Raw genomic sequence first — 23,025 nt, forward strand, 5'->3', positions numbered from 1 at the left:
CAATCTCAATGGATCGTCGTTCTATCGTGAAGAGTGCCGGTTTGGCCGGTGTGTTGGCCGCTGGTGTGGCCCCCGCCGTTCACGCCCAGCAGACCGTTCGCTGGCGCCTGGCCTCTAGCTTCCCCCGCTCGCTTGACACCATCTTCGGCAGCGCCGAAATGCTGTCCAAGACGGTCAAGGAGCTCTCCGGTGGCAAGTTCGAGATCTCCGTGCACCCTGCCGGTGAACTGATGCCCGCCTTTGGCGTGGTGGACGCGCTGCAAGGCGACAACATCGAAATGGCCCAATCGGCCGCTTACTACTTCACCGGCAAGGACCCGGCGTTTGCCTTCAGCTGCGCTGTGCCCTTCGGCCTGACGGCCCGCCAGAACGTGGCCTGGAAGCAGTACGGCGACGGCGGCAAGCTGCTGGACGATTTCTTCGCCCAGTACAACTTCCGAACCGCCAGCGCTGGCAACACCGGCACCCAGATGGGTGGCTGGTACCGCAAAGAGATCAAGACCGTTCAGGACCTCAAGGGCCTGAAGATGCGCATGGGCGGCGGTGTGTTCGGCGAAGGCATGGCCAAGCTGGGCGTGGTGGCACAGAACCTGCCCGCTGGTGACGTGTACCAAGCGCTGGAAAAGGGCACGCTGGACGCCGCCGAATTCGTCGGCCCGCACGACGACGCCAAGCTCGGCTTCAACAAGGTGGCTCCGTTCTACTACTACCCCGGCTGGTGGGAAGGCGGCGCTGACCTCGAATTCTTCGTCAACCTGAAGAAGTACAACGCTCTGTCGAACGAAAACAAGGCCATTCTGGATGCTGCCATGGCCGTGGCCGCCACCGACATGACCGCCAAGTACGACACCTACAACCCGATCGCCCTGAAGAAGCTGGTGGCCGCCAAGACCCAGCTCAAGGCCTTCCCGAAGGCCGTGATCGATGCCGGCTTCAAGGCCTGCATGGAGGTGTTTGCCGAGCACGAAGCCAAGTCGCCCACCTTCAAGAAGATTCACCAGAGCATGCGCGCTTTCCAGCGCGACCAGATTCTGTGGAACCGCTTCTCGGAGTTCCCGTTCAACCAGTACATGAACGGCGTCAAGATCTGATGCGACGGTCGCCCGGCCTGGTCGGGCGCCAACGGCTCCAAGCCCGCCGCCACGGCGGGCTTTTTTGTGCCCGTCTCAGGCTCGCCTTTGGTCAAAAGACCGCGGACTGCATGCGAGACAATTCAGGCCCTTTCCCTCACTGCTACCTCTGATCCTCATGGACCTCGACGTTCGAATTCTCGATCCGCGCCTGCAAGACCTCATGCCGGCCTATGCCACGCCCGGCAGCGCGGGCCTGGACCTTCGCGCCTGTCTGGATGCGCCCCTCACGCTTGAGGCCAATGCCTGGCAACTCGTGCCCACCGGCCTGGCCATCCACCTGGCCGATCCCGGCTATGCGGCCATGATCCTGCCCCGCTCGGGCTTGGGTCACAAGCACGGCATCGTGCTGGGCAATCTGGTGGGCCTGATCGACAGCGACTACCAGGGCCAGCTCATGGTGAGCGCCTGGAACCGAAGCGACGTGGCCTTCACCATCGAGCCCATGGAGCGCATTGCGCAGCTGGTGATCGTGCCGGTGGTGCAGGCCAATCTGCGCGTGGTGAACGAGTTTGCCTCGGCCAGTGAGCGGGGCACCGGTGGCTACGGCTCCACCGGGCGCAACTGACAACCCTCAGTGCAGGGTGGGCGATGCGGGCGGCGCGTCGTCCGGTGGGGTGACTTCCATGCGGAAGAAGCCCGTGCCCAGCGTGCCGCGCCCGATTTCTTCCTCTGCGGCCTCGCGCACGGCGTGCACTTTCAGGCGCACCCGCAGGGCGATGCCGGCCAGGGGGTGGTTGCCGTCGAGCACCACGTGGTCGGGGTAAATGTCGCTCACGAAGTAGAGGCGATCGCGGGGGGCAGCGGGGTTGCAGCCGTCGGGCAGGCCCTCGAAGCCCATGCCCTCTTCGATGTCGGCCGGGAAGCGGTCGCGCGGCTCCAGGAAGAGCAGGCGATCGTCGTAATCGCCGAAGGCGTCCTGGGGCTCCAGGTGCAGGTCAATGGAGTCGCCTGCCACATGCCCTTGCAGGGCCTCTTCGATCTTGGCCAGCAGGTCTTTGCCGCCCACGAGAAATTCGATCGGCTCGTCCAGTTCGTCGAGCACTTCACCCAAGGTGTCTTTGAGTGTCCAGGTCAGGGCCACGACACACTGTTCGGAGATGGGCATGAGACTTTTCATCCGACAATTGTCCCATGAGCACTGCCCCTGACCACCGTCTCCCCCATCCCGACCAAGCCCTCGACCTTCTTGGCGGCTTGAGCCCGGCGCGCTTCATGCGCCGCCACTGGCAAAAGAAACCGCTGTTGATTCGGCAGGCCATACCGGGCTTCCAACCGTTGCTGAACCGAAGCGAGCTGTTTGACCTGGCCGCACGCGAGGGAGTCGAGTCCCGTTTGATCGTGCACGGCACACAGGGCTGGAAGTTGCGCCATGGGCCATTTCCGCGGCGTGCCCTGCCGCCGGTCAAACAGCCGCGCTGGACGCTGCTGGTGCAAGGTGTTGACCTGCACGTGCCCGTCGTGCATGAACTGATGCAGCGCTTCCGTTTCGTGCCTGACGCGCGCCTGGACGACCTGATGATCTCTTGGGCCAGCGATGGTGGTGGCGTGGGTCCCCATTTCGACAGCTACGACGTGTTCCTGCTGCAGGCCAGCGGTCGCCGTCGTTGGCGCATCGGCCGCCAGAAAGACCTGAGCCTGCAACCGGACGTGCCGCTGAAGATTCTGAGCCATTTCGAGCCCGAGGAAGAGCACGTGCTGGAAGCCGGCGACATGCTTTACCTGCCCCCGCGCTGGGCTCACGATGGCGATGCGGAAGGGGCTGATTGCATGACCTATTCCATCGGCTTTCGCTCGCCCCAGCGTGGCGGCCTGGCCGGCGAATTGCTGCAGCGCATGGCCGACGAGGTGGACGACCCCGTGCTCTATCGCGACCCTGGCCAAGAGGCCACGGATCGACCCGCCGAGGTGCCAGCAGGCTTGCACGCTTTTGCCCGAGAGGCTTTGCTGCGCCTGGCCGCCGACGAGCAGGGCATGGCTTGCGCATTGGGTGAGGTGCTCACCGAACCCAAGCCCGCCACTTGGTTCGATGCGCCGTCAGGAGACTGGCGCGAAGCCGCCTTGGTGCTGGATCGCCGCACCCGCATGCTCTACGACGCGCGGCACATTTTCATCAATGGTGAAAGCTTCCGGGCCGCTGGTGCCGACGCCCGCCTGATGCGGGAACTGGCCGACCACCGCCGCTTGCCCGCCAAGCTTGTGCAGCGGGCCAGCGAAGACGCGCGCGCCCTGCTGCAAGACTGGTTCGACGCCGGTTGGCTTCACCTGGACCACACCGCCAACGCCATTTGAATGGGGCTGCCATGAACGACACCACCCAACCCGACGTCTCGCCCTTGCCACCCAGCGGTTTGCCGGAAGGGCGACTGGAAGGGCGGGTGGCGTTTCAGGACGCGGTGCGGTCAGCTCTGGCCTCGGCCGAGGCACAGGGCTGGTCGCAACTGGTGTTGAGCGATCCCGACTTTCTGGATTGGCCGTTGGGCGAGCGCGGTGTGGTGGAGGCACTTGATGGCTGGGCCCGACGAGGGCGCACGCTGCGCCTGCTGGCGGCCGACTTCGCTCGCCTGCGCGAGGCCCATCCTCGATTTCTGCGCTGGCGAACCACCTGGGGGCACCTAGTGGAGGCGCACGTGTGCCCGCACGCACCAGACCACGAGCTGCCCACCGCGATGTGGACGCCCACCTGGACACTGGAATGCCTTGACCCCGTGCACTTCACCGCTGTGGCCACCACGGCGGCAGACCGCCGGGTGGCGCTGAACGAGCGCCTGATGGGCTGGTGGCGACGCGGCACGCCCGGTTTCCCCGTGACCACAATGGGATTGTGAGCAATCGAAACAGGGTGCAACGCCGCGACCGCCGATCGCCTGGCCGGCCTATCATCTCCTGAGCTCCGCGCTCGTGGTCAGGTCCGCGCGGGCCGTGAGGGCTTCCTTCGGAGGCGCCACGCAGGAGGAGGGCCGGCCCATCAAGAAGAAGGAGATTCCCAATGAACAAGATGCAATGGTTGGCCGTGGTGTGCGCGGTCACCGCACTGGCGGCGTGCGGCCAGAAGGAAGAGACGCCCCCGCCCGTGGCGCCAGCCGCGGCGCCTGCGGCCGCTCCCGCCGAGACATCAGCCAGCGCCCCGAGCCTTAGCGGCGCTGCCGACACCGCCAAGCAGGCGGGCTCGCTGGCGGTTGACGCCGCCAAGGAGGCCGGTACGGCCACCGTGGATGCGGCCAAGGATGCCGCAGCCGCCACGGCCGAGGCCGCCAAGAAGGCCGCCGAGGCCACCAAGGAAGCCGCGCAAGACGCGGTCAAGCCCAAGCAATAAGCCTGGCCACGGCTCTTGCTCTGCGCCCTGCAGGGCAAGTACCAATGAAGAAGCCGCTCCGAGGAGCGGCTTCTTCTTGGGCCAAATGGCTGGGCCTCAGCGCATGTCGGCGGCCAGCAGGTCCACGATGCGCTGGGCGTTTTCAGACGTGTCGGGCTGACCGTTGGCGTTGAGCACCGACACGGTGGTGAGGTCGGACGCATCGCTCTTCACGACCACGCGGTAACGCTCGGGCTTGGGCTCGGGCGTGGTGGCGCCGAACATGCGGCTGAAGAAGCCGGGCTTTTCCACGTTCTTGAGCTGGGCCACATAGCGCACGAAGTAAACGCCTTCGCTGCGGTTGCGGTCTTCCACGGTGAAGCCGCTGCGGTCCAGCGAAAGGCCGACGCGGCGCCAGGCACGGTCGAAGTTGTCGGTGAACTGCAGCGCGGGCAGGTTGTTGACCTTGGCGACCTTCGCCGCCGACGCAGCGGGTGCGGTGGCAGCCACGGCCTTGGCCTGGGCTTCGCTCACGCCCAGCTTCACCATCAAGCGGCGCAGGAACTCGGTTTCGAGCTCTGGGTCGGCCGGGCGGGGTTGCCACACGGTCTGGTCTTTGTCTTTGGTGGAATAGACCTCGACCATGCCACGGTGGCTGATGTAGATCTCGGTGGCGCCATTGGCGCCGCGTTCCAGGCGGGTGCGGAACTTGTCGCGCTCACCGGTGGAGTACAGGCTGTCGAAGACCTTGCCGATGGTGCTGCGAATGATGTCCTGCGGAATCTTGGCGCGGTTCTCGGCCCAATCGGTTTCCATGATGCCCAGGGTCTGCTGGTCAACGTCAAGGAGGAAGCCGTTTTCTTGCCAGAAGTCGCGCACCGGGCCCCACAGCTCGCCTGCCGGGCGGTTGACCACCAGCCAGCGCTGGTTGCCCAAGCGCTCAATGCGCACGTCGCCCACGCTGGTGGGGGCCGTGCCCACGGCCGTGGCGGTGGGTTGTGCATTCTGGTAGCCGCTGGCGGTGACCGGCGCACCAGGCACCACGTAGCGCGATTCGCGCGACAGCTGCGTGAGGTCAGGTGGCACGTCCAGCGACGAGCCACGCTTGGCGCTCTTGTAGTCGATCTTGTCTTCTTGCAGGACCGAGCAGCCGCTCAGGGCCAGCGCGACGGCCAGGAGGCCGGCGAGTTGACGAGGGGTGCGGGCGGCGGCTTTGTACGGGCGGAGGGACATGGAAAGGGCTCGCGGTGGGTGCCAGTGAGGCGGTGATCAGGCCAGCAAACCGGCGCTCTTGAGCGCGGCTTCGACGGTGGGCACGTGCTGGCGCGACATGGGCGTCAGCGGCAGGCGCATGGTTTCGCCGCACAGGCCCAGGCGGGACATGGCCCACTTCAGCGGAATGGGGTTGGCCTCGACGAACAGGTGCTTGTGCAGCGGCATCAGGCGGAACTGGATGTCCATGGCCTTCTTCACATCGCCTGCCAGGGCGGCCACGCACAGTTCGTGCATGGCGCGCGGGGCGATGTTGGCGGTGACGCTGATGTTGCCCTGGCCGCCGCACAGCATGAGCGCCACGGCGGTGGGATCGTCACCCGAATACACGGCGAAGTCGGCCGGCTTGTCGCGGATGATCCACTGGGCGCGCTCGATGTTGCCGGTGGCTTCCTTGACGCCCACGATGCCATCCACGCCGGCCAGGCGCAGGGTGGTTTCCACCGACATGTCGGCCACGGTGCGGCCGGGCACGTTGTAGAGCACCACGGGCAGGTCGCCGGTGGCTTCGGCGATGGCCTTGAAGTGCTGGTAGATGCCCTCTTGCGTGGGCTTGTTGTAGTACGGCACCACCTGCAACTGGCAGTCGGCGCCGACCTTGCGGGCGAACTGGGCGAGTTCGATGGCCTCACGCGTGGAGTTGGCGCCGCAACCGGCCATGATGGGCACGCGTTTGGCGGCCTGCTCGACCGAAACGCGGATGATCTCGCAGTGCTCTTCCACGCTCACCGTGGGCGATTCGCCCGTGGTACCGACCACGCCAATGCAGTCGGTGCCTTCGGCAATGTGCCAGTCGATGAGCTTGCGCAGGGTGGGGTAGTCCACGCTGCCGTCTTCGTGCAGGGGCGTGGCCAGGGCCACGATGCTGCCGGTGATGGGTTTGATAGCCATAGCGTTTAGCTTGATGCGGTACGGTGCCGCGTTCGCTCTGGGAGGCGGGGCGCCTCAGATGCGATCCGCCATTCTACTCAGCGAGATCGAGGCGAAGCCTCTCGGTGTCCGGGTTGTCGGTGGGGGTGGCGCGACGGGCCACCACGCGCTGCACGAAGCGGTCAGGTCCGCGACAGAAGCCGTCTTCGTAGGCCACGATCTGCAGGCCCGCGCACACCCGCAGCAGCTCGCCTGGCTGCAGCAAAAACGCGGGGCGCGAGGGGCGGCCGATGCGCGCGTGGTCGATGCCGAAGGTCTCATAGATGAGCACGCCACCCTCGGCCACGCTGTCCAGCAGGGTGGGCAGCAGTTCGCGCCAGAGGTAGTTGGTGACGACCACCGCGCCGAAGCGCTCGCCCTCGAAAGGCCAGGGACCGTTCTCGATGTCGGCCTGCACCACGCGGCCCAGGCCGGCCACGGCGGCGATGGCTTCCGGGTCCCGGTCCACGCCGGTGACCGGGTGGCCGCGCTGCGCGAACCAGCGCAGGTGGCGGCCGTGGCCACAGGCCACGTCCAGCACGCTGGCGCCTGGGGCCACCACGTGCGACCAGCGCCGCACCCAGGCGGAAGGGTCTTCGGTGCCGTGCATCAGAAGCAGCTCCAGAGTTGGTCGGCGAGCTGCACCAGGAAATCGGGTCGGGTGTAAAGCATCAGCGTGGCCAGCAGCGCCAGGGCCACCAGTCCCCATGCCGCGGCATGGCGCACCACGGGGCTCATGCGGTGGCTCCCACGCGCTGCGGCCCACGCACGATGGGGGCTTCGCGCACCGGCAGGTTCACCAGGCAGGCAAACACGCCCAGGGCGATGGCGATGTACCAGACGATGTCGTAACTGCCAGTCTTGTCGTAGAGCAGTCCGCCCAGCCACACGCCCATGAAGCTGCCGATCTGGTGGCTGAAGAAGACGAAGCCGCTCAGCATGGACAGATGCGCCACGCCAAAGATCTGCGCCACCGCCGCGTTCGTGGGTGGCACGGTGGACAGCCACAGCACGCCCATCACGGCCGAGAACACGTACACGCTCATGGGCGACAGGGGCACCAGCAGGAACACGGTGATGGCCACCGAGCGAGCCAGGTAGATGAAAGCCAGGATGTGGCGCTTTGCCATGCGCTGGCCCAGTGAGCCCGCGGCGTAGGTACCGATCACATTGAACAGGCCGATCAGCGCCAGTGCGTAGCTGGCCACCTGGGGCGACAGGCCGTTGTCTTTGAGGTAGCTGGGCATGTGCACGCCAATGAACACCACCTGGAAGCCACACACGAAGTAGCCCGCCATCAGCAGTTGGAAGCTGCGGTATTTGAAGGCTTCTCGAAGAGCCTGCCCGATGGTCTGTTCGCGCTTGATCTGGCCAGCACCCGCGAAGCCCGGCTCTCGCAGGCCAAGGGCCAGCGGCACCACCATCAGCATGGCGCCGCCAAGCACCAGCAAGGCGGTCTGCCAACCCAGGTGGCCAATCAGCCAGCCCTCCACCGGCACCATCAGGAACTGGCCGAACGAGCCCGCCGCGGCGGCCACGCCCATGGCCCAGGAGCGCTTTTCGGCGGGGATCTGGCGCCCGATCACGCCGTAGATCACGGCATAGGTGGTGCCGGCCTGGGCGGCGCCAATCAGCACGCCAGTGGTCAGGGCAAAGCCCAGGGGGGTGGTGGTCAGGGCCATGCCGCCCAGCCCCAGCGCGTAGAGCACGGAACACACCGCCAGCACCCGGAAGGCGCCGAAGCGGTCGGCGGCCATGCCGGCGAAGATGCCGAACAGGCCCCAGGAAATGTTCTGCACCGCCAGCGCAAAGGAGAAGGCCTCGCGCGACCAGCCTTGGGCCTGGGTGATGGGTTGCAGCCAAAGGCCAAAGCCGTGGCGCACCCCCATGGACAGGGTGACGATGAGGGCGCCGCAGATCAGCACCTGGGCGGCTGACAAGCGAGCGGGGGAGGCGGGGGAAGAAGAAGACATCCGCGAACTGTACCCAAGGCCGGAGGGTATTGCCGACGCCGACTTGTCTATCTGTGAATGCATACAGTAGTTAAACATTCGCGTGGCTACAATCCGCCGCCATGGCAAGCCAATCCCCCTCGACCTATTCCGAAGGTTCCATTCGCGTCCTCAAAGGGCTGGAGCCGGTCAAGCAGCGTCCGGGCATGTACACCCGCACCGACAACCCGCTGCACATCATTCAGGAAGTGCTGGACAACGCGGCCGACGAGGCCCTGGCCGGGCACGGCAAAAAAATCAAGGTCACGCTGCACACCGACGGCTCCGTCAGCGTGGAAGACGACGGCCGTGGCATTCCCTTCGGTCTGCACCCGGAAGAAAACGCCCCGGTGGTGGAGCTGGTGTTCACCCGCCTGCACGCTGGTGGCAAGTTCGACAAAGGCCAGGGCGGCGCCTACAGCTTCTCGGGCGGCCTGCACGGCGTGGGCGTGAGTGTCACCAACGCCTTGTCCACCCGGCTGGAGGTGACCAGCTTCCGCGAAGGCCAGGTGGCCCGCCTGGCGTTTGCTGCGGGTGATGTGGTCGAGCCGCTGGCCGTGGCCCCACGCGGCGAGGGCGATCGCAAACAGGGCACCACCGTGCGCGCCTGGCCCGACGCCAAGTACTTCGAATCCGCCGCGCTGCCCATGGGCGAGCTGGTGCAGTTGCTGCGCAGCAAGGCCGTGCTCATGCCCGGCGTGACCATGCAGCTGGTCAACGAGAAAACCAAAGACACCCAGACCTGGCTCTACAAGGGTGGCCTGCGCGACTACCTGCAGCAGACCCTCAGCGCCGACCCGGTGATCCCGCTGTTCGAGGGCGAGGGCTTTGCCGAAAGCGGCCACGACAGCTTCGCCGAAGGCGAGGGCGCGGCCTGGTGCGTGGCCTTCACCGAAGACGGCTCGCCGGTGCGCGAGAGCTACGTGAACCTCATTCCCACCAGCGCCGGCGGCACGCACGACAGCGGCTTGCGCGATGGCCTGTTCCAGGCCGTCAAAGGCTTTATCGAACTGCACGCGCTCTTGCCCAAGGGCGTGAAGCTGCTGCCCGAAGACGTGTTCGCCCGCGCCAGCTATGTGCTGTCCGCCAAGGTGCTGGACCCGCAGTTCCAGGGTCAGATCAAAGAGCGCCTGAACTCGCGCGACGCGGTGCGGCTGGTGTCCAGCTACGTGCGCCCGGCCCTTGAGCTGTGGCTGAACCAGCACGTGGAATACGGCAAGAAGCTGGCCGAACTCGCCATCAAGGCCGCGCAAACCCGCCAGCGCGCCGGCCAGAAGGTGGAGAAGCGCAAGGGCAGCGGCGTGGCCGTGCTGCCGGGCAAGCTCACCGACTGCGAAAGCCGCGACATCGCCCACAACGAGGTGTTCCTGGTGGAGGGCGACTCGGCCGGTGGCAGCGCCAAGATGGGCCGCGACAAAGAAAGCCAGGCGGTGCTGCCGCTGCGCGGCAAGGTGCTCAACACCTGGGAGGTGGAGCGCGACCGCCTGTTCGCCAACACCGAGATTCACGACATCGCGGTGGCCATCGGCGTGGACCCGCACGGGCCCAACGACACGCCCGACCTGTCCGGTCTGCGCTATGGCAAGGTGTGCATCCTGTCCGACGCCGACGTGGACGGCTCGCACATCCAGGTGCTGCTGCTCACCCTGTTCTTCCGCCACTTTCCCAAGCTCATCGAGGCCGGCCATGTGTACGTGGCGCGCCCGCCCTTGTTCCGGGTGGACATCCCGGCCCGGGGCAAGAAGCCCGCCGCCAAGCAGTACGCGCTGGACGAAGGCGAACTCAACGCCATCCTCGACAAGTGCGTGAAAGAGGGCGTGGCGCGCGAGAAGTGCCAGGTGAGCCGCTTCAAAGGCCTGGGCGAGATGAGCGCCGAGCAGCTTTGGGACACCACGCTGAACCCCGACACGCGCCGCCTGATGCCGGTGACGCTGGGCGGACACGGTTTTTCGAGCACCGAGGCCCTGATGACCCAACTCATGGGCAAGGGCGAGGCCGCGGCCCGCCGCGACCTGATGGAACTGCACGGTGACTCGGTTGAGGTGGATATCTGACCCCCCCGCGCCGCTGCGCGGCACCCCCCAAGGGGCAACATCTGCGGCCCGGCGGAGCCGGTTCCGCGATGTTCTGGACCACAAGCACCTCTCGCGCGGCAACGCTTCGTAAAGGCTTTTGATTTCACATGAACGACACCCCAGAACTTGACCTGCGGCCCGCCGAAGCGCCCGGCGACGACAGCCTCGCGGCCTACGCCCAGCGCGCCTACCTTGAGTACGCGTTGTCGGTGGTGAAGGGCCGTGCCTTGCCCGATGTGTGCGACGGCCAGAAGCCGGTGCAGCGGCGCATTCTGTATGCCATGGACCGCATGGGCCTGAGCTACAGCGGCAACACCGCCGCGCGCCCGGTGAAGAGCGCGCGCGTGGTGGGTGACGTGCTGGGCCGTTTTCACCCGCACGGCGATCAGGCGGCGTATGACGCGCTGGTGCGCATGGCGCAAGACTTCGCGCAGCGCTACCCGCTGATCGACGGCCAGGGCAACTTTGGCTCGCGCGACGGCGACGGCGCGGCGGCCATGCGCTACACCGAGGCCCGCCTGGCCAAGATCACCGGCCTGCTGCTCGACGAGATCGACCAGGGCACGGTGGACTTCGTGCCCAACTACGACGGCTCCACCCTGGAGCCCAAGCAGCTGCCCGCGCGCCTGCCCTTCAACCTGCTCAACGGCGCCAGCGGCATCGCGGTGGGCCTGGCCACCGAAATTCCCAGCCACAACCTGCGCGAGGTGGCCGAGGCCTGCGTGGCCCTGGTGAAAAACCCGGGCCTGGCCGACGACGAGCTGTTCGCCATGATCCCCGGCCCCGACTACCCCGGTGGTGGCCAGATCATCAGCCCGGCAAGCGACATTGCCGATGCCTACCGCACGGGCCGCGGCAGCCTGAAGGTGCGCGCGCGCTGGAAGATCGAAGACCTGGCGCGTGGCCAGTGGCAATTGGTGGTGAACGAGCTGCCGCCCGGCGTGAGCTCGCAGAAGGTGCTGGAAGAGATCGAGGAGCTCACCAACCCCAAGGTGAAGGCCGGCAAGAAGGCGCTCACGCAAGACCAGACCCAGCTCAAGGCCAGCATCCTGGCCGTGCTCGACGGCGTGCGCGACGAGTCCAGCAAGGACGCGCCGGTGCGCCTGGTGTTCGAGCCCAAGAGCAGCCGCATCGAGCAGCAGGAACTCATCACCCAGTTGCTGGCGCACACCAGCCTGGAAACCTCGGCGCCGATCAACCTCACCATGATCGGCATCGACGGCCGGCCCACGCAGAAGTCGCTGCGCCAGATGCTGCAGGAGTGGGTGGCCTTCCGCCAGACCACGATCACGCGGCGCTCGCAGCACCGCCTGGACAAGGTGCTGGACCGCATCCATATCCTCGAAGGCCGGCAGCTGGTGCTGCTGAACATCGACGAGGTGATCGCCATCATCCGCCACAGCGACGAGCCCAAGGCCGCGCTGATCGCGCGCTTCAACCTGAGCGACCGCCAGGCGGAAGACATTCTTGAAATCCGCTTGCGCCAGCTGGCCCGCCTGGAGGCCATCAAGATCGAGCAAGAGCTCAAGGAACTGCGCGAAGAGCAGGGCAAGCTCGAAGACATCCTGGCCAACCCGGCCAGCCTCAAGCGGCTCATGGTCAAGGAGATCGAGGCCGACGCCAAGACCTTCGGCGACGAGCGCCGCACCCTCATCCAGGCCGAGAAAAAGGCCGTGGCCGAGATCAAGGTGGTGGACGAGCCGGTGACGGTGGTGGTCTCCAGCAAAGGCTGGGTGCGCGCGCGCACCGGCCACGGCCACGAACCCGGCAGCTTCGCCTTCAAGGCCGGCGATGGCCTGTATGGCACCTTCGAGTGCCGCACGGTGGACACGCTTATCGTGTTTGGCAGCAACGGCCGGGTGTACTCGGTGCCGGTGGCCAGTTTGCCGGGCGCTCGCGGCGACGGCCAGCCCATCACCACGCTGATCGACCTGGAAGCCGGCAGCCAGCCGTTGCACTATTTCGCTGGCCCGCTGGCGGCGCAGTTGCTGCTGTCCAGCAGCGGGGGCTATGGTTTCCTGGCCACGGTGGAGGCGATGGTCTCTCGCCAGAAGGGCGGCAAGTCCTTCATCAGCCTGGGCGAGGGCGAAATGCCCTGCGCGCCGTCGCACGCCATTGGCGCCACGCACGTGTGCTGCGCGTCTACCGGCGGGCGCATCCTCACTTTCGAGATCGGCGAGCTCAAGCAGATGGACAAGGGTGGCCGCGGTCTGATGCTGCTGGACCTGGAGCCCAAGGACACGCTGGCCGGTGCCGCCGCCTACACGCGCAGCGTGAAGATCGAGGGCATGGGCCGAGGTGGCAAAGAGCGCGATGAGACGCTGGAAATCCGCAGCCTGAACAACGCCCGCGCCGCGCGTGGCCGCAAGGGCAAGGCGGCCGATCTGGGCTTCAAACCCAATCGCGTGACGCGGGTGGAGTGAGGGCCGGGCGGAAGAACGGGGCGCCGTTGGCTGTCTTGCGCCCTGGCCACCGCTCACGCCAATGTGTCAGGTCGCCTGGCTGGATCGGCCCCTTATTTCGCCGGGGTCCAGGCGCCCGAGTCGATGGAGGCCACCAGCCTTTGCACCGCATCGCGGATGGCCTGGTCGAGCACGTTGTCGTTTTTGTTGTTGAGGGGTGCTACCGCGGCGAAGGCATCGCCCAGGCCGGTGCTTTTCCAGTCGGGATGGGTTTGCTCCGCGGCGCCAGGGACGGAATGCACCACCCTGGAGAAGGAAGGGTTCACCACTTGTAGCTCTACCTTGGCGAAGGTGACCTGGAGGTTGCCTTGGCCCATTAGGCTGAAAAGCGAGTGGTCTTTGAGTTCTCGTCGACCAAGCTCGATGATGTTGCCGGTGATGACGTAGGAGGTCTCCGCGTTCAACACCACTTCGGCCGACAGCAGGGGCCTTGGTTGAGGGGTGCCCAGATAGTTGCCGTCTGCCACTTGAAAGTGGTTGTTGCCACGCAGATGGGCCAGGAGCAGCTGCTGGGATTGTTTGCTCAGGCGGTCGAGGTCCTCACTGGAGAGTGCGCGCTTGATGGGCGACCTGATATCGAATGCCCCAACGGACACCGGAATGCGGGGGCTTTGTTGGCGCTTGTTGGCGGCCTGAGAAAGCGATGGGGTGTCTGCGACGGTGACGGCGCAGCCGCTCAGCGCCATGCAGGCGGCCAGCACCGCCCAGTACTTGGATGACATCAAATGGCTCCTATGAGCGCTGGCGACATGCCGGCGCAGGGCAACCATTGAACAAGTGGAAGGCGCTGGCCTCTATCCGGTGGTGGAGGTCGGTTACTTGACCTCGGCGATCAGCTCGATCTCCACGCAGGCGCCCATCGGGATCTGTGCCACGCCGAAGGCGCTGCGGGCGTGGGCACCCGCTGGCCCGAACACCTGGCCCAGCAGCTCGCTGCAGCCGTTGGTGACGAGGTGCTGCTCGGTGAAGGTGGAGGTGCTGTTGACCAGGCTCATCACCTTGACGATGCGCTTCACGTCATCCAGCGTCTTGCCGCTGGCCTGGCAGGCCGCGTGCAGCGTGCCCATCAGGTCAATGGCCACGGCACGCGCGGCCTGCTGGCCCTCGGCGGTGTCCATGGTCAGGCCGAGTTGGCCAACCCAGGGTTTGCCGTCGCGCTTGGCGATGTGACCAGACAGAAAAATCTGCTGGCCGGACTGCACAAAGGGCACGTAGGCGGCAGCGGGCACCGCCACCGGCGGCAGAACTATGCCGAGCTGGCTCAGCCGGGTGTAAACGCTCATGAAGGTCTCCTGACAAACAAGCCGGCCATTCTAGGTGGGGCCTGCTCGGGTGGGTGAGGGGGCTGGCGACAAGCCAAGTGCCTCCATGGCTGTACTGATAATGGACTACATCAAGGCGCGTTGCGAGGTGGGCGGCGCACAGAAGTCGGGCAGGGAGGCCGCAATGGCGAAAAGAGGCGGGCAGGCGCGTGCGCGCGCCGGGGGCAAGGGCGTTGACCGGGCGGCTGCCAATGGCGCCGAGGGCTGAGGGCGGGCTGGGCCCACTGTGGGCGCTGGGCGGCGTGGTGCTGGGCACCGCTTGCCAGTTGCAGCAGGTCGAGCTCTGGGCAGCGTGGGCCTATGCGGCCTGTGGCCTGGGTGCCGGTTGCTTGGCGTTGCCGGGCGCGCGCCGGTACCGGCTGCTGTGGCTGATGGCCGGTGCGCTGCTGGGGTGGGGCCTGACCGGTGCGCGGGCCGTGGCCTACCAAGGCGGCGCCCTGGACCCGGTCTGGCAGGCGCGTGATGTGCAGGTGGTGGGCCGCGTGGCGAGCCTGCCGCAGTTGGACGAGCAGTCCGAGCGCTTCGAGTTCGTGCTCGAGTCGGCCCAACACGAGGGGCGGCCACTGGCACTGCCCCGCCGGGTGCAGCTCTCTTGGTGGGCGCTCTCCCCCGAGCGCCGTGTAGTGGCGGGCGAACGCTGGGCCTTCACGGTGCGCTTGCGCCGGCCCCACGGCTTGTTCAACCAGCATGGTTTTGACCGCGAGTTGTGGTGGTGGGAGCGCGGCCTGTTGGCGGTGGCGCAAGTGCGCGATGGCCCTTCTGGTGCCGCGCCGAAGCGCCTGGGCATGACGCCTTGGCACCCCATTGAGTGGGCGCGGCAGCAGTGGGTGCAGCGCATTGAGCACCGCGTGCCGTCGGTGCGTGAGGCGGGCTTGCTGGCGGCGCTGGCCGTGGGCGACCAGAACGCCATTGCCGCCGATGACTGGACGCTGTTCCGCATCACGGGTGTGGCCCACCTGATGAGCATTTCAGGGTTGCACATCACGGGTTTTGCCTGGCTGGCCACGGCGCTTCTGGGGTGGGGGTGGCGGCGCGCAGGTCGGCATTGGCCTGCGCTCTTGCTGCGCTGGCCGGCGCCCGGCGTGGCCAACTGGGGTGGGCTGCTGCTGGCGGTGGTGTATGCCGGCCTGGCCGGTTGGGGCGTGCCCGCCCAGCGCACGGTGTGCATGCTCGCGGTGGCCGTGGCCTTGCGTGCCTCGGCGCGGCAATGGCCCTGGCCGGTGGCCTGGTTGGCGGTCTTGGGCGTGGTGGTGGTGCTCGATCCGTGGGCCATGCTGCAGGCGGGCTTTTGGTTGAGCTTCGTGGCCGTGGCCTTGCTGATGCTGAGCCCGCAGCCGGCCATGGTTCAAGGGGTGGCGCTCTGGCGCCGCGCCCCGGCGGCGCTTGGGCGCATGGTGGCCGAGCAGTCGCGCCTCACCCTGGCCCTCGCCCCGTTGACGCTGCTGCTGTTTGGCCAAGCATCGGTGGTGGGCTTGCTGGCCAATTTGCTGGCCATTCCCTGGGTGACGCTGGTGCTCACGCCCTTGAGCCTGCTGGGTGCCGTGTTGCCCTGGGCCTGGGACGCCGCTGCCTGGGCTGCCGGGGTGCTGCTCGCCGCGCTGTCTCCCCTGGCCCAATGGCCGATGGCGCAGCTGGTTCGGCCGGTGGTGCCTTGGCCGATGGGGGCGATGGCCGTGTTCGGGGCTGCGCTGGCGGTGATGCGCTGGCCCATGTCGTGGCGCGTGGCGGGTGTCTTGCTGGCACTGCCGGCCCTGCTGTGGTCGCCGCCCCGCCCTGCGCCCGGGCAGTTCGAGGTGCTGGCCCTTGACGTGGGGCAGGGCAGTGCGGTGCTGGTGCGAACGGCGGGGCACAGCCTGCTGTACGACACAGGCCCGCGCTGGGGCCCCACCAGCAATGCGGGTGAGCGCGTGGTGGTGCCGGCGCTGCAGGCCAGGGGTGAGGTGCCGGACATGGTGGTGGTGAGCCACCGCGACAGCGACCACGCGGGTGGCTCGGCCGCCGTGGCCGCCGCCTGGCCGCAAGCGCGGTGGTGGTCGTCGTTTGACGAGGACCCGGCCCGCCGCTGTGTGGCCGGGCAGCGATGGCAATGGGATGGGGTGAGTTTTGAGGTGCTGCACCCCTACGCGCAAGACCACGCGCAAGCCCGCCTGTCCACCAACGCCATGTCATGCGTGCTTCGCGTCAGCGCAGGCGAGCGGGCGGCGTGGTTGTCGGGTGACCTCGACGCCGACCGCGAGGTGCGGCTGGCGCTGGCCCGTCCTGACTTGCGGGCCGACCTGCTCGTGGCGCCACACCACGGCAGCCGCACTTCATCGCACCCGGCCTTGCTCAATGTGCTGCAACCTTCGCTGACCATCGTGCAATCGGGCCACCTCAACCGCTTCGGGCACCCGGCGCCGGTGGTGCTGCAGCGCTACAGCGAACGCGGCATTCGCTGGGTGAACACGCCCGATTGCGGCGCCGCCCGCTGGCGCAGCGATCGCCCCGAGGTCATCGACTGCGACCGCTTGCGCCTTCGACGCTACTGGAACGCCCCTGGTCGGGGCTTGGTGGGTAGGGGTGGCCCGGCTCTTGCTATGCTGGAAGCAGGAGAACCCAGCCCATGAGCCGACCGATGTTTGACGAAATGAACGCCTCGCCCACCGAGGTGCGGGCCCACTACGAGAACTACGCCCGCTGGCTTGCCCAGCAACCGCCCGAGCTGATGGCGGCCAAGCGAGAAGAGGCCGAAATGATTTTCCGCCGCGTGGGCATCACCTTCGCGGTGTACGGCGACAAAGACGAAGACGGCGCGGGTACCGAGCGCCTGATTCCCTTTGACCTGATCCCCCGCATCATTCCGGCCCATGAGTGGCACAGCATGGAAGAGGGCCTGGTGCAGCGGGTGAGCGCGCTCAACCGCTTCGTTTACGACGTCTACCACGATCAGGAAATCATCAAGGCCGGCATCATCCCGGCCGACCAAATCTTCCAGAACGCGCAGTTCCGCCCCGAGATGATGGGCGTGGACGTGCCGAACCAGATTTATTCGCACATCGCCGGCATCGACATCGTGCGCGCCCCCAACGCCCAGGGCCAGGGCGAGTACTACGTGCTCGAAGACAACCTGCGCGTGCCCAGTGGCGTGAGCTACATGCTCGAAGACCGCAAGATGATGATGCGGCTCTTCCCCGACCTGTTCGAGACCAACCGCGTGGCGCCCGTGGCGCATTACCCCGACCTGCTGCTGGAGACCCTGCGCGCCGTCAGCCCCGCCACCACGGCCGAGCCCACGGTGGTGGTGCTCACGCCCGGCATGTACAACAGCGCCTACTTCGAGCACGCCTTCCTGGCGCAGCAAATGGGCGTGGAACTCGTTGAGGGGCAAGACCTGTTCGTCAAGGACAACTTCGTCTACATGCGCACCACGCGCGGGCCGAAGCGGGTGGACGTGATCTACCGCCGCGTGGACGATGACTTCCTCGATCCGCTGGTGTTCCGGCCCACCTCCACCCTGGGCTGCGCGGGCTTGCTGGGCGTGTACCGCAGCGGCAACGTGGCCATCTGCAACGCGGTGGGCACCGGGGTGGCCGACGACAAGTCGATCTACCCCTACGTGCCCAAGATGATCGAGTTCTACCTGGGCCAGAAGCCCATCCTCAACAACGTGCCCACTTTCATGGGGCGCGATCCGGAAGACCTCAAGTACATCCTGGCGCATCTGCCCGAACTGGTGGTGAAAGAGGTGCACGGCGCCGGTGGCTACGGAATGCTGGTCGGCCCGGCGTCCACCCAGGCCGAGATCGAGGCCTTCCGCCACGCCGTGCTGGCCAACCCCTCGGGTTACATCGCCCAGCCCACCTTGTCGCTCTCCACCTGCCCTACCTATGTGGAAAGCGGCATCGCGCCACGCCACATCGACCTGCGCCCCTTCGTGCTCTCGGGCAAAGAGGTGCAGATGGTGCCCGGTGGCCTCACGCGCGTGGCCCTCAAGGAGGGCTCGTTGGTGGTGAATTCGTCGCAAGGCGGCGGCACCAAAGACACCTGGATTCTGGAAGCCTGAATCCCCACACATGGCCCTTTGACTGGCTCAGGGCAAACGGAAACCGGAGTGCACCCATGCTTTCACGTACCGCAGATCACCTTTTCTGGATGTCCCGCTACACCGAGCGGGCCGAGAACACCGCCCGCATGCTGGATGTGAACTACCAGACCTCGCTGCTGCCGCAATCGGCCGCCGTGGCGCAGGTGGGGTGGGAAGGGCTGTTGTCGATCAGCGAGCTGCTGCCCGCCTACACCGCCAAATACGGGCAGGCCATCACGCCGCGCAACGTCATGGATTTCATGGTGCGCGACGAGTCCAACCCGTCCAGCATCGTGGCCTGCCTGCGCGCCGCCCGCGAGAACGCCCGTGCGGTGCGCGGTGCGCTCACCACCGAGGTGTGGGAAACGCAGAACGCCACCTGGCTCAAGCTGGCCAGCTACCTCAAGACGCAAGATTTCGAGCGTGACCCCGGTGCCTTCTTCGAGTGGGTCAAGCACCGCTCGCACCTCTCTCGTGGCGTGGCCATCGGCACCATGCTGCAGGACGAGGCGTTTCACTTCTACCGCATGGGCACCTTCCTGGAGCGGGCCGACAACACCGCCCGACTGCTGGACGTGAAGTTCCACGCTGTGCAGAGCGACTTCTTCGGCGCCGCCAGCGAGCTTGACCAAGAGTACGACTTCTACCACTGGAGCGCGATCCTGCGCTCGGTCTCGGGCTTCGAGGTGTACCGCAAGGTCTACCGCGACGTGATCTCGCCCGAGAGAGTGGCTGAACTGCTAATCTTGCGCGCCGACATGCCGCGAAGCTTGGCGGCCAGCCTCAACGAGGTGGTGAACAACCTCAACGTTGTGGCCAACGACCTTAGTGATGAAACCCTGCGTCGCGCCGGCAAGCTGCAAGCCGAGCTGCGCTTCGGTCGCATCGACGAGATTCTCTCCACCGGCCTGCACGCCTACCTCACCCAATTTCTTGACCGAGTGAACGAACTTGGCGGTCGCATCAGCCAGGATTTTCTGGTGCCAACGCATTGATGGCCTCACACTTCAAGGGCGATGGCCGATAGGTGACCGCTCTGTCGCGGTAAACCGAGAGGTTCTTTCCAGTCCTTGCCCGATCGCCCCGAACCTCGCATGCTTTCCATTCGTCACACGACCCGTTATGGCTACACCGAGCCACTGCTCTACTCGGTGCAGGTCCTGCATCTCTGGCCCAGTAGCGGTCCATGCCAGCGCGTGGTCGACTGGGCCATTCGGGTGCCGGGCCGCTTGATCGAGTTGCCCGCCACCCAGGGAAATCGAGAGCACAGCTTCAGCCTTAGCGTTCGTGCGCCCGATGGGTTGACACAGATGTCGGTGATGGCCCAGGGCCGGGTGGAGCCCACCGGCGTGGCCGAGTTCGACGACGCCGGGGGGCTGCCGCCAGCTTTCTACCGCCGTTCATCAGCCCTGGCCGAACCCCATCCCCGCATGAGTGCCTGGGCTCGGGAAAGCCTGGGCGCCAAGGCTCAGGCGCCCACCGTGCCGAACGTCCTGGCCCTGGCAGAGGCCGTGGCCCAGCGAGTGCGCTACCGTCCCGGCAACACCGGGGTGGAGACCACTGCCCTGGAGGCTTTCGACTGGGGGCTGGGTGTTTGCCAGGACCAGGCTCATGTGATGACTGCTCTGTGTCGCGGACTGGGGTGGCCAGCGCGTTACGTCAGTGGCTATTTTTTCGCCCAGAACGAGCCTGAACTGGCCAGCCACGCCTGGGTGGATGTGTGTGTGGACGAGGGGCGTTCGCGGTGGCTCAGCGTGGACGTGACCCATGCCTGCCCCACCGACCGGCGACACGTGCGCTTGGCCGCAGCGACCGACTACGCTGCCTGCTTGCCCATCAAGGGCATGCGCAGAGGCGGGGGCCAAGAGACGATGGACGTGAGAGTGCAGATCGACCCAGTCCCCATTGCCTAGTGACGCCGCGGGGGGCCGTGCCTGAGCGGCATCGCGGATGTCTTGGTGGTCACGCAGTGAGTTGTCGGGCCCTTCGGTCCGCTGATTCTCCTGCGTCGCCATGGAAGACAAGACCGTTCCCCTGCTTCATCTGACCGATATTGCCAATGCGCGTGCGCTGGCTCGCCGTCGGTTATCGCTGCTCGATCTCAACCTTCGCCAGTTGGCCATGGTGTTGCTGAGCCCCGAAGAGTTCGCCGAGTGGTCTGGTGCAACCGTTGAGCCAAGTGAACCTTCGCCTCTTCGAAGCGCTGATGTGGCACGCGGTTTTGCATCACCTCGCCATCGAGAGCGTCGCTACACCCATTTGCAGCTGGGCAGTCGAAGTGCGTCCATGGCAGACAGGTTGTCGATACCATGCAAGGTCCCGCACTTTCTCGGGCATGAGATTCTTGCACTGGGCCTTGATGGCTTGTCGACAACGTCACAGCGGTCACGCAGCAGCAGGATCATTCAGCGCCTGTCGACGTTCAGCCCCCGAGGCAAGGACAAAGTCTCCAGTGGCGCCACCGACTCGGCCTGCCGTGTGGCAGTTGTCAGGGCCCTGCGAGGATTGCTTCAACTGCGTCAGCAATGGGATCGGATTGTGGGTATCCGATCGCCAATCAGTCTTGACGCCCTTGCAGACCAAGTGGCTCAAATGCAGGCTGGCGTTCTGGCAGTAGGGGCCTCTCTGGAGTGCTTCTCGCCTGCATCGCGCGAGGCGCAGGATTTGCGCGAAAGACTGCTTCAGTTGGTGGCGTGGGACTCCGACCTCTACGCCATGGTCATGCCCTGGGTGAATCGGCAGCGGCTTGGCGCAATCCAGGTGCACGCGGTTGATATGGCCAATCTCTTGCGAAGCCCACTGGACGATGCCGATGTCTTGCTCGCGGCTCAGTACGGGCTGGACGCCGATGAAGCCGTGGCGTTTCGAAATGCCCAATGGGCACTGTCAGCCTCACGCCTGCCGGGGCGACTCAATGACCGTTACCTGCATGAGCATCCCGATGGTCCCTGGTCTAAGGGCGGCATGACCAGCGTCTTCCGCCTCGTTTACCAGGGCGACCCCGAGTTGCTGGTAATGGTGTGGAAACCTGAAGACCCTACGGCAGGTTCTGTGGCATCTGATTTGATTGGGATTACCTGCAATGATGCTCGGGGCGGGACTCCATCACACTGCGCAGGACGCAGCGTGGCTACCTACCAAGTATCCAAGCGCCTCGGCCTTGGCCTGGTGCCCAAGACAGAATGGGCCGTGCACAAGGGGCGATTGGGCACTGCCATGGCCATGGCAGATGGCAGAGCGCCCAGCAGCAAAGGGCCTCTGAACTTGCCGCTTAATACCCAGACGGCGGTGGCGCTCAAGGCGTGCGATGGTGCCTTGTTAAGACTCAGCCGACAGTTTCGATTCTGTTCAGTTGAGTGGAGTGACCAGCTGGATGACTGCCTGGTCTTTGATCAATACCTGCTCGACTGTGTGTACGACCCTGACGGGCGCTGCGTGGTTGACCGACAAGGCGATCGCCTGCGAACAAAACGCCGTGAGACCGTGTGGGTGTGTCAAGACTTTGACTCGCCCTCGTTGCGCCGCCAGATGATTCGGCTGCAATGGCTTGATCACCTCACGGGGCAGGTCGACCGAAACCCGATGAACTACTTGGTGGCCTGGGCTGACGATGGTCGCGCACAGGTCAGCGCCATCGATAACGATTTGTCCTTTCCCGCTGTGCCAGAAGTGCCTCCACCTTCAGGCACCAACATGATCTGGTTACCCTACATGCCGCCGTTGGTGGACAGCGAGATGGCCGAGGCCATAGCGGGTTTGAGCGATGCCGATTGGCAACAATGCTTGCACGGATTGGTGATGCCCAATGAATTTCAGTTCGCTTGCGCGCGCCTGGCTGCGGTCAAGGCCAAGATTCGTGACCTGGAAGCAGCGGGTAAGGTGATCGGCTCCACCGATCAGGATTGGGCTCGTTCCGATGTGGCCTACTGGCTGGGTTTGGCTGACATTGCGCAGGACATACACGCTGCCCGGAATGACGAGCAGCTGGGTGAGTTGTGGCTTCAGGCCTGTTGCCATTCTTACCTGAGACGCGACGCGACCAAACAGGCCATGGTGCTGGCGGCGCGTGATCCCATTGCGTATTTCGACCCAGCCGCCATTCAATCTTTTATTTGCAACGAGCTGCTCACTGGCTGAGGCGCGCCCGCACCGCCTCGTCCAGCTCGATCACCGCCATGGCGGCGTAGTAGCTGCTCCAGTTGTAGCGGGTCACCTCATAGAAGTTTTCGGTGCCCGCCACATAAGAGGGCGGGGCGCTACCGTTCTGCAGTTCCACCAGCGCCAGCGGACCGGCATGTTCGGCCGCTGCGCCCTCCAGTCCGGCACCCAGGGCCTGCATGCGGGCGGCGCTGAAGGTGGTGCAGGCCACGCGCGAGCGCATGCTCGACACCGGGCTGGCCTTGTTCCTGAGCCGGCTGCACTGGCACTGCCATTTCATCCAGAAGCTGGAGACCGAGCCCGCCATCGAGTACTGGAACATGCACCGGGGGTAAGACGGCCTGCGTG

General features: G+C 65.9%; 21 protein-coding genes and 1 pseudogene. 13 read left to right on the forward strand and 9 right to left on the reverse strand.

Features of this window, described 5'->3' with window-relative positions; translation table 11 throughout:
• Positions 1 to 8: 8 nt before the first annotated feature.
• Both ACE3RQ_RS12770 and dut read left to right on the forward strand, forming a co-directional pair.
• Positions 9 to 1,091 carry a TRAP transporter substrate-binding protein gene (locus tag ACE3RQ_RS12770; RefSeq protein WP_374522396.1) on the forward strand — a complete coding sequence of 361 codons (1,083 nt, stop codon included), beginning with the start codon at positions 9 to 11 and terminating at the stop codon, positions 1,089 to 1,091.
• Positions 1,092 to 1,248: 157 nt separating this feature from the next.
• On the forward strand, positions 1,249 to 1,698 hold the full coding sequence (gene dut, locus ACE3RQ_RS12775) for a dUTP diphosphatase (RefSeq protein ID WP_374522397.1): 450 nt from the start codon (positions 1,249 to 1,251) through the stop codon (positions 1,696 to 1,698).
• 6 nt (positions 1,699 to 1,704) lie between these two features.
• On the opposite strand, the gene ACE3RQ_RS12780 is transcribed toward dut, so the two are convergent.
• Positions 1,705 to 2,238, reverse strand: a complete 534-nt coding sequence (locus ACE3RQ_RS12780; protein ID WP_374522399.1) for a peptidylprolyl isomerase — start codon at positions 2,236 to 2,238, stop codon at positions 1,705 to 1,707.
• A gap of 26 nt (positions 2,239 to 2,264) precedes the next feature.
• Between ACE3RQ_RS12780 and ACE3RQ_RS12785 the strand changes: the two genes are divergently transcribed.
• The 3 genes from ACE3RQ_RS12785 (at position 2,265) to ACE3RQ_RS12795 (ending at position 4,446) form a co-directional block, all read left to right on the forward strand.
• On the forward strand, positions 2,265 to 3,422 hold the full coding sequence (locus ACE3RQ_RS12785; protein WP_374522400.1) for a JmjC domain-containing protein: 1,158 nt from the start codon (positions 2,265 to 2,267) through the stop codon (positions 3,420 to 3,422).
• An 11-nt stretch (positions 3,423 to 3,433) separates the two neighbouring features.
• Positions 3,434 to 3,958, forward strand: coding sequence for a hypothetical protein (locus tag ACE3RQ_RS12790; RefSeq protein WP_374522401.1), 525 nt, complete (start codon positions 3,434 to 3,436; stop codon positions 3,956 to 3,958).
• A gap of 161 nt (positions 3,959 to 4,119) precedes the next feature.
• A complete protein-coding gene (locus tag ACE3RQ_RS12795; RefSeq protein WP_374522402.1) occupies positions 4,120 to 4,446 on the forward strand; it encodes a hypothetical protein in 327 nt (108 codons plus the stop codon).
• A gap of 96 nt (positions 4,447 to 4,542) precedes the next feature.
• Here ACE3RQ_RS12795 and bamC read toward each other — a convergent pair whose 3' ends face one another.
• The 5 genes from bamC to ACE3RQ_RS12820 all read right to left on the reverse strand — a co-directional run bounded on the left by bamC (position 4,543) and on the right by ACE3RQ_RS12820 (position 8,579).
• Positions 4,543 to 5,658, reverse strand: coding sequence for an outer membrane protein assembly factor BamC (gene bamC / locus ACE3RQ_RS12800; protein WP_374522403.1), 1,116 nt, complete (start codon positions 5,656 to 5,658; stop codon positions 4,543 to 4,545).
• Positions 5,659 to 5,694: 36 nt separating this feature from the next.
• A complete protein-coding gene (dapA, locus tag ACE3RQ_RS12805) occupies positions 5,695 to 6,588 on the reverse strand; it encodes a 4-hydroxy-tetrahydrodipicolinate synthase (RefSeq protein WP_374522404.1) in 894 nt (297 codons plus the stop codon).
• A 73-nt stretch (positions 6,589 to 6,661) separates the two neighbouring features.
• Positions 6,662 to 7,216, reverse strand: a complete 555-nt coding sequence (locus ACE3RQ_RS12810; RefSeq protein WP_374522405.1) for a class I SAM-dependent methyltransferase — start codon at positions 7,214 to 7,216, stop codon at positions 6,662 to 6,664.
• Complete coding sequence (locus tag ACE3RQ_RS12815) at positions 7,216 to 7,344, reverse strand: hypothetical protein (protein ID WP_374522406.1); 129 nt, start codon at positions 7,342 to 7,344, stop codon at positions 7,216 to 7,218. Before ACE3RQ_RS12815 ends, ACE3RQ_RS12810 begins: the two co-directional genes overlap by 1 nt.
• Positions 7,341 to 8,579: an MFS transporter gene (locus ACE3RQ_RS12820; protein ID WP_374522407.1), complete on the reverse strand. Its 1,239-nt coding sequence runs from the start codon at positions 8,577 to 8,579 to the stop codon at positions 7,341 to 7,343. Before ACE3RQ_RS12820 ends, ACE3RQ_RS12815 begins: the two co-directional genes overlap by 4 nt.
• 101 nt (positions 8,580 to 8,680) lie before the next feature.
• Between ACE3RQ_RS12820 and ACE3RQ_RS12825 the strand changes: the two genes are divergently transcribed.
• Together ACE3RQ_RS12825 and parC are read left to right on the forward strand one after the other, a co-directional pair.
• A complete protein-coding gene (locus tag ACE3RQ_RS12825) occupies positions 8,681 to 10,651 on the forward strand; it encodes a DNA topoisomerase IV subunit B (RefSeq protein WP_374522408.1) in 1,971 nt (656 codons plus the stop codon).
• Positions 10,652 to 10,779: 128 nt separating this feature from the next.
• On the forward strand, positions 10,780 to 13,095 hold the full coding sequence (gene parC / locus ACE3RQ_RS12830; protein WP_374522409.1) for a DNA topoisomerase IV subunit A: 2,316 nt from the start codon (positions 10,780 to 10,782) through the stop codon (positions 13,093 to 13,095).
• A gap of 92 nt (positions 13,096 to 13,187) precedes the next feature.
• On the opposite strand, the gene ACE3RQ_RS12835 is transcribed toward parC, so the two are convergent.
• Both ACE3RQ_RS12835 and ACE3RQ_RS12840 read right to left on the reverse strand, forming a co-directional pair.
• The gene (locus tag ACE3RQ_RS12835) at positions 13,188 to 13,856 is read right to left on the reverse strand and encodes a CsgG/HfaB family protein (protein ID WP_374522410.1); all 669 of its coding nucleotides are present in this window, start codon (positions 13,854 to 13,856) and stop codon (positions 13,188 to 13,190) included.
• Between the two features lie 93 nt (positions 13,857 to 13,949).
• Complete coding sequence (locus tag ACE3RQ_RS12840) at positions 13,950 to 14,417, reverse strand: RidA family protein (protein WP_374522411.1); 468 nt, start codon at positions 14,415 to 14,417, stop codon at positions 13,950 to 13,952.
• A 230-nt stretch (positions 14,418 to 14,647) separates the two neighbouring features.
• On the opposite strand from ACE3RQ_RS12840, the gene ACE3RQ_RS12845 reads away from it, so the two are divergent.
• The 5 genes from ACE3RQ_RS12845 (at position 14,648) to ACE3RQ_RS12865 (ending at position 22,656) form a co-directional block, all read left to right on the forward strand.
• Positions 14,648 to 17,062 carry a DNA internalization-related competence protein ComEC/Rec2 gene (locus tag ACE3RQ_RS12845; RefSeq protein WP_374522413.1) on the forward strand — a complete coding sequence of 805 codons (2,415 nt, stop codon included), beginning with the start codon at positions 14,648 to 14,650 and terminating at the stop codon, positions 17,060 to 17,062.
• A complete protein-coding gene (locus ACE3RQ_RS12850; protein WP_374522414.1) occupies positions 17,059 to 18,498 on the forward strand; it encodes a circularly permuted type 2 ATP-grasp protein in 1,440 nt (479 codons plus the stop codon). The genes ACE3RQ_RS12845 and ACE3RQ_RS12850 overlap by 4 nt, the downstream gene beginning before the upstream one ends.
• Positions 18,499 to 18,554: 56 nt before the next feature.
• Positions 18,555 to 19,514, forward strand: a complete 960-nt coding sequence (locus ACE3RQ_RS12855) for an alpha-E domain-containing protein (protein WP_374522415.1) — start codon at positions 18,555 to 18,557, stop codon at positions 19,512 to 19,514.
• 99 nt (positions 19,515 to 19,613) lie between these two features.
• The gene (locus ACE3RQ_RS12860) at positions 19,614 to 20,432 is read left to right on the forward strand and encodes a transglutaminase domain-containing protein (protein WP_374522416.1); all 819 of its coding nucleotides are present in this window, start codon (positions 19,614 to 19,616) and stop codon (positions 20,430 to 20,432) included.
• 100 nt (positions 20,433 to 20,532) lie between these two features.
• Positions 20,533 to 22,656: a hypothetical protein gene (locus ACE3RQ_RS12865; RefSeq protein ID WP_374522417.1), complete on the forward strand. Its 2,124-nt coding sequence runs from the start codon at positions 20,533 to 20,535 to the stop codon at positions 22,654 to 22,656.
• Here the strand turns inward: ACE3RQ_RS12865 and ACE3RQ_RS12870 are convergent.
• A pseudogene (locus ACE3RQ_RS12870) lies at positions 22,646 to 22,876 on the reverse strand (lytic murein transglycosylase B); the annotation flags it as partial. The gene ACE3RQ_RS12865 and the pseudogene ACE3RQ_RS12870 sit on opposite strands and share 11 nt — an antisense overlap.
• On the opposite strand from ACE3RQ_RS12870, the gene ACE3RQ_RS12875 reads away from it, so the two are divergent.
• Entirely contained in the window at positions 22,857 to 23,012 is a 156-nt protein-coding gene (locus ACE3RQ_RS12875; protein WP_374522433.1) for a hypothetical protein, read from the forward strand. The pseudogene ACE3RQ_RS12870 and the gene ACE3RQ_RS12875 sit on opposite strands and share 20 nt — an antisense overlap.
• Positions 23,013 to 23,025 lie beyond the last annotated feature (13 nt).

Origin of the sequence: Hydrogenophaga sp. (assembly GCF_041913525.1) — a bacterium.
In the GTDB taxonomy this organism is placed as follows: domain Bacteria; phylum Pseudomonadota; class Gammaproteobacteria; order Burkholderiales; family Burkholderiaceae_C; genus Hydrogenophaga.